The following is a 12746-nucleotide window of genomic DNA, read 5'->3' as shown; positions in this document are numbered from 1 at the left end:
GGCTCAGACTGCCGGCTTCGAGAGGAGCGACATGAAGAGCAGCGCAACGGCAGATGCCCCGCAAGAGGGCCTCGCCCCGTCGGTCGGCAACACGTCACCCGCAGGAGCAGCATCGGCGGCCACATCCACTACTGGTGAGGCCGCAGCCGCTTCGCCGCCGGGTAAGGAACGCGCCCGCCGCTCTCGCGAGGACAAAGACGCCCCGCTGCGCGAGGACATCCGCTTCCTCGGCCGCCTGCTGGGCGACGTGCTGCGCGAGCAGCAAGGCAGCGACGCCTTCGATCTGGTCGAAACCATTCGCCAGAACGCCGTGCGCTTTCACCGCGAAGACGACCGCAGCGCCGCTCAGGCGCTCGATACGCTGCTCAATGGCCTGTCGAACGAACAGGCCATTCAGGTAGTACGCGCCTTCAGCTACTTCTCTCACCTCGCGAACATTGCCGAGGACCGCCATCACAACCGCCGCCGCCGCGTGCACGCGCTGGCCGGCAGCAACGCGCAGCCGGGCAGTCTGGCCGCCGCACTGCAAAGCCTGAAAGACGCCGGTCTGGCCGATCCCGCTACGCTGCAAGCGTTCTTCGCGAGCGCGCTGATCGTGCCGGTGCTGACCGCTCACCCGACCGAAGTGCAACGCAAGAGCATTCTCGATGCCGAGCGCGAGATTGCCCGCCTGCTCGCCCATCGCGACGACGCCCTCACCGAACGCGAATCGGCCCGCAATACGGAAGCGATGCGCGCCTACGTGACCACCCTCTGGCAAACACGCATGCTGCGTAGTTCGCGCCTGACGGTGGCGGACGAAATCGACAACGCGCTGTCGTATTACCGCAGCACGTTCCTGACCGAAATTCCGGGGCTGTATGCCGACGTGAGCGCCGAGTTGTCGGAAGCCGCACCCGGCGTGCGCCCGCAGGCGCTTGGCCGTTTCCTGCAAATGGGCAGTTGGATCGGCGGCGATCGCGACGGCAATCCGAATGTGACGGCGCAGACGCTGCAACTGGCGATCACGCGTCAGGCCACGGAGATCTTTGCGCACTATCTGGAACAGGTGCACTTGCTCGGCGCCGAGCTGTCGGTGTCGCAACTGCTGGCCGGTGCCAGCGACGCGCTGCTCACGCTGGCAAGCCGCTCGCCCGACGATTCGCCGCACCGCACCGACGAGCCGTATCGCCGCGCGCTGATCGGTGTGTACGCCCGGTTGGCGGCCACCGCCCACGCATGGGTAGGTCACGTGCCGCATCGCGGTGCCGTGGGCGAAGCCAGCCCGTATCTCGACGCCGCCGAGTTCGTCTCGGACCTGAACACCGTCGTCGCCTCGCTCCTGTCGCATCACGGCGGCGCGCTGATTTCGCAGCGCCTCGGGCCGCTGGTGCGCGCGGCCGAAGTGTTCGGCTTCCATCTGGCCAGCATCGACCTGCGCCAGAGCTCGGACGTGCACGAAGCCGTCATCGCCGAACTGTTCGCCAAGGCGGGCGTCGAGCCGAATTACGCGCAATTGTCCGAGGACGAAAAACTCGCGCTGTTGCTGCAAGAGCTACGCGAACCGCGTCCGCTGTTCTCGCCGTATCTCGACTACTCGCAACGCACGCGCGACGAGTTGGCCGTGTTCGGCGCAGCGCGCGAGATCCGGGCGCGCTTCGGCGCACGTGCGGTACGCAACTACATCATTTCGCACACGGAAACGGTGAGCGATCTGGTCGAAGTCATGCTGCTGCAAAAAGAGACTGGGCTCTTCCAAGGGGCGCTCGGCGTGGCCAACGTGACCAACGCGGACGGCGAGCCCACGACCGGCATCAAGGTCGGCGCGATGGTCATTCCGTTGTTCGAGACGATCGCCGACTTGCGCAATGCGCCGGTCATCATGCGCGCGCTGTTCGACATCCCCGGCATGGCCGACGTGGTGACGCAGCAAGGCGGTGAGCAGGAAGTCATGCTCGGCTACTCGGACAGCAACAAGGACGGCGGCTTTCTCACGTCGAACTGGGAGTTGTACAAGGCCGAACTGGCGCTGGTGCACCTGTTCGAGGAGAAAGGCATCCGGCTGCGGCTCTTCCACGGCCGTGGCGGCACCGTGGGCCGTGGCGGCGGCCCGACCTATCAGGCCATCTTGTCGCAGCCGCCGGGCACGGTGAAGGGGCAGATTCGCCTCACCGAGCAGGGCGAGATCATCGCGAGCAAATTTGCCAACCCCGAAATCGGGCGACGCAATCTCGAGACCATCGTCGCGGCCACGCTCGAAGCCACGCTGCTGCCCAGCCGCAATCAGCCGCCGCAGTTGGACGCTTATGAAGCCGTCATGCAGACGCTCTCGGACACGGCGTTCAGCGCCTATCGCCATCTGGTCTACGAGACGCCCGGCTTCACCGACTACTTCTTCTCGGCCACGCCGATTGCGGAGATCGCCGAGCTCAATATCGGCTCGCGCCCGGCCTCGCGCAAATTCTCGGACCCGAAGCAACGCCGCATCGAAGACCTGCGGGCAATTCCGTGGGGCTTCTCGTGGGGCCAGTGCCGCCTGCTGATCACCGGCTGGTACGGCTTCGGCAGCGCGGTCGCCGCGTATCTCGACGCTGCGCAAGACGATTCGGCACGCAACGAACGGCTGGAAACGCTGCGCCGGATGGTCAAGCACTGGCCCTTCTTCGCGAACCTGCTATCGAACATGGACATGGTGCTCGCCAAGACCGATCTGGGCGTGGCCTCGCGCTATGCCGAGCTGGTGCCCGACGAGACGCTGCGCAAGCATGTGTTCGACCGTATCGTCGCGGAATGGGAGAGCACGTCGAAGGCACTGGCCCTGATTACCGGGCACGAAGAGCGTCTGGCCGACAACCCGATGCTCGCCCGTTCGATCAAGAATCGCTTCCCGTACCTCGATCCGCTCAATCACTTACAGGTGGAACTGCTACGCAGACACCGTGCGGGTGAATCGGACGAACGCGCGCGACGCGGCATTCATCTGTCGATCAACGGCATCGCCGCCGGCCTACGCAATACGGGCTGATTCGGCGGATAGGAGTGCATGGGGGCAGATGGGTATCCCCGTGCATGGCGTCGACGCGGCCGGGATCGCGTCGACGCCAGCCAGTTCCTTGGGATTCTCCCCAACGACAAACGGATCGATAGGGCGGTATATTGCGACGCATCCGATTCGATTGTTGCCGGGGGGCCAATCCATCATGCATTCCCTTCTGTTGTTGCCGCATGCGCGACGCGTGCGAACTGCGGGTCAACTTGCGCGGCGACGCGGCACCGTTCTCGCTTCTGGCCTCGCAACGCGCTTCGCGTCACGTTTTTCATCGCGCCTTGCACCTCTCCTCGCATCCCTCTGCTTCCTGAGCGCGCCCGCGCATGCCGGCGCCCCATCCGTGGGCGATTTTGCCGATACGGCAACCCCGTCCGCCGCATCTCCCACTACCTCACCTGCCAACGCTAACGTCCAACAGGACGCCGGCGTATTCACCGCCGCCCCGCACGGGCTGCGCGGGTTTGCGGTGCGGCTGGTCTCACAGGCATTGGCGGGCAAGGTTGCGCAGCCGTTGTCGCCGCCACCGGTCATCGACCCCGTTCTCGATCCGCTCATGCGCGGCATTCTCGAGCGTCTGGCGATCAGCGAAGCGGTCGCGCGCACGAAATTCGGCTCCGGCAAACCCGTGCAGGACACGCCCCGCGAACAAGCGCTGCTCGACAGCGTCGGCGAGCGTGCCAGCCAGTACGGCCTGACGCCTGCCCAAGCCCGCACGTTCTTCCGCCTGCAAATCGAAGCGGGCAAGCTCGTACAGACCGCCCTGCTCGCCCGCTGGGCACGCGAGGGGCGGGCACCGGGGCAGCCGGTCGATCTCGCCACGCGCCTGCGTCCGGCGCTCGACCGGCTCGGCGGCTCGCTGATGCACGACCTCGGCCGTCTCTGCGCGCTGCCCGACGACCCGACGCGGCTGGCCCGCATTCATCAGGCCCGCGAGCGCATCGCCAAAGCGGCGAAACTCGAAGCGCTGCAACGCGCCGCCTTCGACGAGGCCACCTCCGGTCTGTGCCTGTCAGCGCCGCCGCGCATCTGGACGTTGTCGATGGCGCAGTGACGCCCGCAATCGGCCCCGCGACCTGACGGGGCGCGGGCGTTGGTATAATCACGGTTTGCCGTGTTTTCACTACGGTCCGCTTCAATCTGCCTCGATTGGCCTCGATTAGCCACGCTACGACAATGACCTCCCAACTCCACAAGAAGGGCGAAGCCTGGTCGGCTCGCTTTTCCGAACCCGTTTCCGAACTCGTCAAGCGCTATACGGCGTCGGTATTCTTCGACAAGCGTATGGCCCTGTTCGACATCGAAGGGTCGCTCGCCCACGCCGACATGCTGGCCGCACAGGGCATCATCAGTGCGCAGGATCTGGCCGATATCCAGCGTGGCATGACGCAGATTCGCGGCGAAATCGAGCGTGGCGAATTCGAGTGGCAACTGGATCTCGAAGACGTTCACCTGAACATCGAAGCGCGCCTGACCGCGCTGATCGGCGACGCCGGCAAGCGCCTGCACACGGGCCGCTCGCGTAACGATCAGGTCGCCACCGACATCCGCCTGTGGCTGCGCAGCGAAATCGACCGCATCGGCACGCACCTCGGCGACCTGCGCAGTGCGCTGCTCGATCTGGCGGAACAACACAGCGCCACGATCCTGCCGGGCTTTACCCATCTGCAAGTCGCACAGCCGGTGACCTTCGGTCATCACCTGATGGCGTATTTCGAGATGTTCAGCCGTGACGCCGAGCGCATGATCGACGTGCGCCGCCGCGTGAACCGCCTGCCGCTGGGCGCCGCCGCACTGGCCGGCACGAGCTACCCGATCGACCGCGAACGCGTCGCCGCCACGCTGGGCTTCGAAGAAGTCTGCACCAACTCGCTCGACGCCGTGTCGGACCGCGACTTCGCGATCGAATTCACCGCCGCTGCCGCGCTCGTGATGACGCACATCTCGCGCTTCTCGGAAGAGCTGGTGCTGTGGATGAGCCCGCGCGTGGGCTTCATCGATCTGGCCGACCGTTTCTGCACGGGCAGCTCGATCATGCCGCAGAAGAAGAACCCCGACGTGCCGGAACTGGCGCGTGGCAAGACCGGCCGCGTGAACGGTCACCTGATTGCGCTGCTGACGCTGATGAAGGGCCAGCCGCTCGCCTACAACAAGGACAATCAGGAAGACAAAGAACCGCTGTTCGACACGGTCGACACCGTGATCGATACGCTGCGCATCTTTGCGGACATGGTGCCGGGCATCAAGGTGCGTGAAGAAAACATGCGCAACGCCGCGCTGCAAGGCTTCTCGACCGCCACCGATCTGGCCGACTATCTGGTCAAGAAGGGCCTGCCGTTCCGTGATGCGCACGAAATCGTGGCCCACGCCGTGAAGATCTGCTCGGATCGCGATATCGATCTGGCCGACCTGTCGCTGGCCGAACTCCAGAAGTTCTCGCCGCTCGTGGGCGAAGACGTGTTCGGTTTCCTGACGCTCGAGGGCTCGGTCTCCAGCCGCAATCACATCGGTGGCACCGCCCCCGAGCAAGTGAAGCGCGCCATTGCCGCGGCCCGCGCGAAGCTGGCGAAGTAAGTTGGCGAAGTAAGCTGGCGAAGTAAGTCGACGCAGTAAGCTGAACCGCAGTGACGAAAAAGCCACCCAATCGGGTGGCTTTTTCTTTGCCCATACGACGGTGCCGCGGCCGATATCAGAAGATCGGTAACGACAGAAAGCCCTTGATCACGATGGCGTTGACGATATCGATGAAGAACGCCCCCACCATCGGCACGATCAAGAACGCGATGTGCGACGGCCCGAAGCGCTCTGTGACCGCCTGCATATTCGCAATGGCCGTCGGCGTGGCACCCAGCCCGAAGCCGCAGTGCCCCGCAGCGAGCACCGCCGCATCGTAGTTGCGGCCCATCACGCGGAAGGTCACGAAGATGGCGTAAGCGGCCATCGCCACCACCTGCACGGTGAGAATCACGATCATCGGCACGGCCAGCGTCGACAGGTCCCACAGCCGCAGCGCCATCAATGCCATCGCCAGAAACAGCGAAAGACTCACGTTGCCCAGCACCGACAACGAACGGTCGAACACTTCGTAGCCGACCAACGACAACGCATTGCGCACGATCACGCCGGTAAACAGCACGCACACGAACGTGGGCAGCTCGAAGGCCGTGCCCGACAGCCACGCCGCGATGACTTCGCCGCCCAGCAGGCAGATCGCGATCATGGCCACCGTTTCGATCAACGCCTGCGCGGTGATCAGGCGGACCGTATGGGGCTGCTCGAAGCCTTCCGGCGCCGGGGCCGACGTCGACGTATCCGCGCCGGGCACGTGGGCGCCATGGCGCCCCAGACGGCCGACGAGATACCTTGCCACCGGCCCGCCGAGCAGACCGCCCAGCACCAGCCCGAACGTAGCGCAGGCCATCGCGATTTCCGCCGCCGACTGCACGCCGTAGCGCTCCGTCATGACGTGCCCCCACGCGGCACCGGTGCCGTGACCGCCGGCCAGCGTGATCGACCCGCCCAGCAGGCCCACACCAGGCGGCAGCCCAAGCAGCATGGCCAGACCGACACCGATCGTGTTCTGCATGACCAGCATGCCCACGACCACGGCGAGAAACAGCGCGAGCGTACGCCCGCCGGCCCGCAGGCTCGCCAGATTGGCAGACAGCCCGATGGTCGCGAAAAACGCCAGCATCAGCGGGGTTTGCAACGAGGTGTCGAACTTCAGTTCGAAGTGCCCGAACTGACGCAGGGCCAGCGTGGCGAACGCCACCAGCAGGCCCGCCGCGACGGGTTCGGGAATGCTGTACGTGCGAAGCGGCCCAATCCATTCGACCAGCTTGCGCCCCAGCAGCAGGACCAGCGTGGCGCAGACGAGCGTGCCGTAGTTGCTGAAGACCAGTTGTCCCGTGACGCCCATGATCCCCCCTCCCACATCCGAAAAGCGACGAGTTTAGCAACGGGATTACGCCGCATTCTTGGGTAATTTCCCAAAAATAGGACGACCAAGCATAACCTCAAATCGGGCGATTTACCTCGGGATTGGAAAGTTTGCCGCCGTGTTCACGGCATCTCACCGGGTATTCGAGGGATTTGGGAACGTGCAACACGTTGGGGACAAGCGCGCCTGCGCGATATCCGCAAGTTGTCACGTCAGAAACAAGCGTATAGCGCGTAACGGCTCGCCTAGGCATCCTCCCAGAGGCGAAGCGGATGGCGCGCCGTAAACGACAACACCCTGCGCAGCAGGCCGCTGGCAGGGTGTTGTTTTGCGTCGCGCCGTCGGCGGACGCGGACTTATGCCGCAGGTTATTGACGCACGCAGTCCACGAAGTACTCCGGACGGCCATCCACCTCTTCGACCACCAGACCGTGAATATCGGTGTGGAAGCCCGGGAAACGCTCGTTGAAGTCACGTGCGAAGCGCAGGTACTCGATGATCGCGGCGTTGAAACGTTCGCCCGGAATCAGCAGCGGAATGCCCGGCGGGTACGGCGTGAGCAGCACGCTGGTCACGCGGCCTTCGAGTTCGTCGATCGACACGCGGTCGATCTGGCGGTGCGCCAGCTTCGAGAACGCATCGGTCGGCTTCATCGCGGGCTGCATGTCCGAGAGATACATCTCGGTCGTCACGCGCGCCACATCGTTGGCCTTGTACACGCTGTGGATCTGATCGCACAGGTCGCGCAGACCGATACGCTCGTAACGCGGGAATTTCGCCACGAACTCGGGCAGCACACGCCACAGCGGACGATTGTGATCGTAGTCGTCCTTGAACTGTTGCAGCTCGGTCACCATCGAGTTCCAGCGGCCCTTGGTGATACCGATCGTGAACATGATGAAGAACGAATACAGCCCGGTCTTCTCCACGATAATGCCGTGCTCGGCAAGGTACTTGGTGACGATGGCGGCCGGAATGCCCGATTCGCCGAACTCGCCTTCCACGTCCAGCCCCGGCGTGATGATCGTCGCCTTGATCGGGTCGAGCATGTTGAAGCCTTCGGCCAGATCGCCGAAGCCGTGCCAGCGCTCGTTCGCGCGCAGCACCCAGTCGTCGCGCTGAATCGTGCCTTCGTCGCCCAGATTGTCCGGGCCCCAGACCGAGAACCACCACGAATCGCCGTACTCGTTCGCCACCTTGCGCATGGCGCGGCGGAAGTCGAGCGCCTCGACGATCGACTCTTCCACGAGTGCCGTGCCGCCCGGCGGCTCCATCATCGCGGCCGCCACGTCGCACGAGGCGATGATGGCGTACTGCGGCGAGGTCGACGTGTGCATCAGGTACGCCTCGTTGAAGCGGTACGTATCGAAATTGCGCGTATCCGCCTCTTGCACCACGATCTGCGAGGCCTGCGAAATACCGGCGAGCAGCTTGTGCGTCGAGTGCGTCGCATAGATGGTCGCTTCCGACGAACGCGGACGGCCTTCGCCGATGGCGTGCATGTCGCGATAGAACTCGTGGAACGTGGCGTGCGGCAGCCAGGCTTCGTCGAAGTGCAGCGTATCGATCGTGTTGCCCAGCACTTCCTTGATCATCTCGACGTTGTAGATCACACCGTCGTACGTGCTTTGCGTGATCGTCAGGATGCGCGGCTTGGCGTTCGGGTCGCGCTCCAGCACTTCGCGGGCGAACGGGTTGGCTTCGATCTTCGCGCGAATCACTTCGGGGTCGAATTCCGACTTCGGAATCGGGCCGATGATGCCGAGGTGGTTACGCGTCGGTGTGAGGAACACCGGCACGGCGCCCGTCATCGTGATCGCGTGCAGAATCGACTTGTGGCAGTTGCGGTCGACCACGACGATGTCGCCCGGGGCGACGGTCGCGTGCCAGACGATCTTGTTCGACGTCGACGTGCCGTTGGTCACGAAGAACAGGTGATCCGCGTTGAAGATACGCGCGGCATTGCGCTCCGACGCACCCACCGGGCCGTTGTGATCGAGCAACTGGCCGAGTTCTTCCACCGCGTTGCAAACGTCGGCGCGCAGCATGTTCTCGCCGAAGAACTGGTGGAACATCTGGCCCACCGGACTCTTCAGGAACGCCACGCCGCCCGAGTGCCCCGGGCAGTGCCACGAGTACGAACCGTCGGCCGCGTAGTGCGTGAGCGAGCGGAAGAACGGCGGCGGCAGCGAGTCGAGATACGACTTGGCTTCACGAATGATGTGACGCGCCACGAACTCGGGCGTGTCTTCGAACATGTGAATGAAGCCGTGCAGCTCGCGCAGGATGTCGTTCGGGATGTGACGCGACGTGCGGGTCTCGCCGTACAGGAAAATCGGAATATCCGGATTGCGGCGGCGCACTTCCTGCACGAACGCGCGCAGGTTGATGATGGCCAGCGCCAGTTCGCCCTCGCCTTCACCGCCCGCTTCGCTCGAGAACGTGCCGAATTCGTCGTCGTCGATCGACAGAATGAAGCTCGACGCGCGGCTGGCCTGTTGCGCAAACGACGTCAGATCGCCGTAGCTCGTCAGGCCATTGACCTCCATGCCCTCGGCTTCGATGGCCTCCGCCAAAGAACGAATCCCGGATCCGGAGATATTTTCGGAGCGGAAGTCCTCGTCAATGATGACGATCGGAAAACGGAATTTCATTGGCGTTCCTTCGACAAAAGAACGAGCCACGGTCCGACATGGCCGTGGCTCTTGGGCAGTGCAATAGAGAGGATGCTCACCGGCGGCGAGTCACTAGCGTAATGGGCTAGGTTTTCGGCAGCGTGACACCACGCTGTCCTTGATACTTCCCGCCGCGGTCCTTGTACGAGGTCTCGCAGACTTCGTCGGACTCGAAGAACAGCACCTGAGCGACGCCTTCGTTGGCGTAGATCTTGGCCGGCAGCGGCGTCGTGTTCGAGAATTCCAGGGTCACGTAGCCCTCCCATTCGGGTTCGAACGGCGTCACGTTCACGATGATGCCGCACCGGGCATACGTCGATTTGCCCAGACACACGGTGAGCACACTACGCGGAATGCGGAAGTACTCGACGGTGCGGGCCAGCGCGAACGAGTTCGGCGGAATGATGCAGACATCGCTCTCGACGTCGACAAAGGACTTCTCGTCGAAGTTCTTCGGATCGACGATCGTCGAATTGATGTTCGTGAAGACCTTGAATTCAGGCGCACAGCGGATGTCGTAGCCGTAACTCGACGTGCCGTAGCTGACGATCTTCTGCCCGTCCTGGGAATAGCGGATCTGCGTCGGCTCGAAGGGCTCGATCATGCCGTGCTCTTCGGCCATTCGCCGGATCCATTTATCGGACTTGATGCTCATGTGTGGGCCTGAACTGGGGTAGTACGTAAAAAGTGGGCGTATTTTACGCGATTGTTGCGGTGCGGTGATTTTTTCACACGCACCGCCCGGCAGCCTGCCCCGTCAGCCTGTTTCAGGTGTTCTGAACAACGATCGACGGGAACTTGCTCGTCATGTCCTTCTGCTTCGACGCGATCTTCACCGCGACCTTGCGGGCGATGGCCTTGTACAGCTCGGCGACGCGGCCGTCCGGATCGCCCACCACGCTTGGCATACCGGCGTCAGCGTGAACGCGGATGCTCATTTCCAGCGGCAGCTTGCCCAGCAGATCGACGTCGAAGTCGTGGCTCATACGCTCGCCGCCGCCCACGCCGAAGATCGGCTCTTCATGACCGCAGTTCGAGCAGATATGCAGGCTCATGTTCTCGATCAACCCCAAAATCGGGACGCCAACCTTCTCGAACATCTTGAGACCCTTGCGCGCGTCGAGCAGCGCCAGATCCTGCGGGGTGGTCACGATGACCGCGCCGGTGACGGGCACCTTCTGCGCCAGCGTGAGCTGGATATCGCCCGTGCCCGGCGGCATGTCGACGATCAGGTAGTCCAGATCCTTCCAGTTGGTCTGGTTGAGCAGTTGCTCCAACGCCTGCGTCACCATCGGGCCGCGCCACACCATGGGGTTGTCCGGCTCGATCAGAAAGCCGATGGAGCTGGCCTGCAAGCCGTGGCCGACCATCGGTTCGAGCGACTTGCCGTCTTTCGATTCGGGCTTGCCGTGAATGCCCAGCAGCGTGGGCAGCGACGGGCCGTAGATGTCGGCATCCAGAATCCCGACATTCGCCCCTTCGGCCGCCAGCGCGAGCGCCAGGTTGACCGCCGTGGTGCTTTTGCCCACGCCGCCCTTGCCCGAGGCAACCGCCACAATGTTTTTCACATTGGGAAGGAGCTTGACGCCACGTTGAACGGCGTGCGCGACAATCTTCTGGCTGATTTCGACAGCAACGCGCTCTACCCCGGGCAGCTTGCCGACGGCGTCGGTGATGCGCGTGCGCATGGCCTCGAACTGACTTTTCGCCGGATAACCGAATTCGATGGCGATGCCGACATGACCGTGTTCGGCGTCGACTCGTTTCACATACTTGCCGGCGACCAGATCCAGCCCCGTATCGGGGTCGACGATGCCTCGCAGTACGTCGTTGATTTGCGCTACTTCCATGTCGGTCTCTCGCTCTGTAGCGGCACGCGGACGGGCCGGCGCATCGCTAACAACTTGTAACATCCGTGGCGCGCGCTCTCGATTAGCATGCGAGGCGCACGTGTTTTGGGGAACCAGTCACCGTGGCAATCTGTCCTTGCCAGCGGTTGACACTCGGCACTATTGTAAAAGACGTCGCGCCGGTGGGCGTCAAAACCCATGCCAGGCGCGCGTGCTTCCGCGAAGTGCTCACGTGTGTCTCATCACAGCAAGCTAATCGAGAAGGAGCCTTATATGAATAAGAACACTCTGCGCGCTTCGGCGCTTGTCCTGGTCGCCGCTGCCCTGCTGGCTGGCTGCCAGACGCCGCAGGGCACCAACACGGCGGTCGGCACCGGTGTCGGCGCGGCGGTCGGGGCGGGTCTGGGTAACCTCATCGGTGGCAACACGACGGGCACGCTGATCGGCGCCGCGGTAGGTGCCGCCGCCGGCGGTGCGGCCGGTTACAACTGGCAGTCCATCAAGAACACGCTGGGCGGCCACACGGCCGGCACCGGCACGCAAATTACCGAACGCCCGGACGGCCAGCTCCAGGTCAACGTGCCGAGCGATGTGACGTTCGACACCAACCAGTACGCCATCAAGCCTAACTTCGCTGCCGTGCTGACCGACCTCGCCAATTCGCTCAATCAGAACCCGGGCATCACGGCCCGCGTGATCGGGCACACGGACAGCACCGGTGGCGACCGCATCAACATTCCGCTGTCGCAGAACCGCGCCAACGCGGTCATCCAGTTCCTGACGAGCCGCGGGGTTGCCGCGAACCGCTTGCAGGGCGTGGGTGTTGGGTCGAGCCAGCCGGTTGCGTCGGATGCCACGGCCGAAGGCCGCGCGCAGAACCGCCGCGTCGAAATTCTGCTGCAAGCCCCGCAACAGCAAGCCCCGCGCTGATCCACCTGACCGATGTGACCGATGCTGCGGCTGCATGTTGCGACGCAGCATCGAAAAGTTGGCACATCGGTTGAACTAATCCCGCGTCACGTCGCTCTGACCCTTCGGAAGTGCCTACCGTGGGCGCTTCCATCTCCTCTTTGTTATTGACGTTACGTGTGCCTAGTTATGCCGGAACCTGGTTCCGGCTTTTTTTTGGCCGAACGCTTTTCCGGCCGAGCCCTTCCCCCTTCCCCTTCCGTTTTGAGGCCGTTATTCCCGCCAAGTGACCCCATTTGGGCGGTAACGCGCCACGCCTGCTAGAATCGTCCCTTCCCCGCCACTAC

8 protein-coding genes are annotated in these 12746 nt (G+C 63.7%); 4 read left to right on the top strand and 4 right to left on the bottom strand.

What is annotated here, in order from left to right:
• Positions 1-31: 31 nt before the first annotated feature.
• From ppc to argH, 3 genes are all read left to right on the top strand, one after another.
• Positions 32-3004: a phosphoenolpyruvate carboxylase gene (gene ppc, locus PIN31009_RS07135; RefSeq protein ID WP_425495470.1), complete on the top strand. Its 2973-nt coding sequence runs from the start codon at positions 32-34 to the stop codon at positions 3002-3004.
• 364 nt (positions 3005-3368) lie between these two features.
• Positions 3369-4079, top strand: coding sequence for a gamma subclass chorismate mutase AroQ (aroQ, locus tag PIN31009_RS07130; RefSeq protein ID WP_174997011.1), 711 nt, complete (start codon positions 3369-3371; stop codon positions 4077-4079).
• A gap of 122 nt (positions 4080-4201) precedes the next feature.
• Complete coding sequence (gene argH, locus PIN31009_RS07125) at positions 4202-5599, top strand: argininosuccinate lyase (protein ID WP_058375434.1); 1398 nt, start codon at positions 4202-4204, stop codon at positions 5597-5599.
• A 115-nt stretch (positions 5600-5714) separates the two neighbouring features.
• Here the strand turns inward: argH and gltS are convergent, their stop codons facing one another.
• The 4 genes from gltS to apbC all read right to left on the bottom strand — a co-directional run bounded on the left by gltS (position 5715) and on the right by apbC (position 11553).
• On the bottom strand, positions 5715-6944 hold the full coding sequence (gltS, locus tag PIN31009_RS07120; protein ID WP_150683634.1) for a sodium/glutamate symporter: 1230 nt from the start codon (positions 6942-6944) through the stop codon (positions 5715-5717).
• Positions 6945-7333: 389 nt separating this feature from the next.
• Positions 7334-9619, bottom strand: coding sequence for an arginine/lysine/ornithine decarboxylase (locus PIN31009_RS07115; protein ID WP_150683633.1), 2286 nt, complete (start codon positions 9617-9619; stop codon positions 7334-7336).
• A 106-nt stretch (positions 9620-9725) separates the two neighbouring features.
• Positions 9726-10295, bottom strand: coding sequence for a dCTP deaminase (gene dcd, locus PIN31009_RS07110; protein ID WP_150683632.1), 570 nt, complete (start codon positions 10293-10295; stop codon positions 9726-9728).
• Positions 10296-10407: 112 nt separating this feature from the next.
• On the bottom strand, positions 10408-11553 hold the full coding sequence (apbC, locus tag PIN31009_RS07105; protein ID WP_087688635.1) for an iron-sulfur cluster carrier protein ApbC: 1146 nt from the start codon (positions 11551-11553) through the stop codon (positions 10408-10410).
• Positions 11554-11763: 210 nt separating this feature from the next.
• On the opposite strand from apbC, the gene PIN31009_RS07100 reads away from it, so the two are divergent.
• Positions 11764-12420, top strand: coding sequence for a YiaD family glycine zipper/OmpA-like lipoprotein (locus PIN31009_RS07100; RefSeq protein WP_150683631.1), 657 nt, complete (start codon positions 11764-11766; stop codon positions 12418-12420).
• The last annotated feature ends 326 nt before the right edge of the window (positions 12421-12746 follow it).

Origin of the sequence: Pandoraea iniqua (assembly GCF_902459685.1) — a bacterium.
Taxonomy (GTDB): domain Bacteria; phylum Pseudomonadota; class Gammaproteobacteria; order Burkholderiales; family Burkholderiaceae; genus Pandoraea; species Pandoraea iniqua.
This window is presented reverse-complemented; position numbering and strand designations above follow the sequence as displayed.

What these genes read in the sequence shown, in the direction of transcription:
- gltS (WP_150683634.1), bottom strand. Translation starts at nt 6,944, where the DNA reads ATGGGCGTCACGGGACAACTGGTCTTCAGCAACTACGGCACGCTCGTC.
- PIN31009_RS07115 (WP_150683633.1), bottom strand. Translation starts at nt 9,619, where the DNA reads ATGAAATTCCGTTTTCCGATCGTCATCATTGACGAGGACTTCCGCTCC.
- argH (WP_058375434.1), top strand. Translation starts at nt 4,202, where the DNA reads ATGACCTCCCAACTCCACAAGAAGGGCGAAGCCTGGTCGGCTCGCTTT.
- PIN31009_RS07100 (WP_150683631.1), top strand. Translation starts at nt 11,764, where the DNA reads ATGAATAAGAACACTCTGCGCGCTTCGGCGCTTGTCCTGGTCGCCGCT.
- ppc (WP_425495470.1), top strand. Translation starts at nt 32, where the DNA reads ATGAAGAGCAGCGCAACGGCAGATGCCCCGCAAGAGGGCCTCGCCCCG.
- dcd (WP_150683632.1), bottom strand. Translation starts at nt 10,295, where the DNA reads ATGAGCATCAAGTCCGATAAATGGATCCGGCGAATGGCCGAAGAGCAC.
- apbC (WP_087688635.1), bottom strand. Translation starts at nt 11,553, where the DNA reads ATGTTACAAGTTGTTAGCGATGCGCCGGCCCGTCCGCGTGCCGCTACA.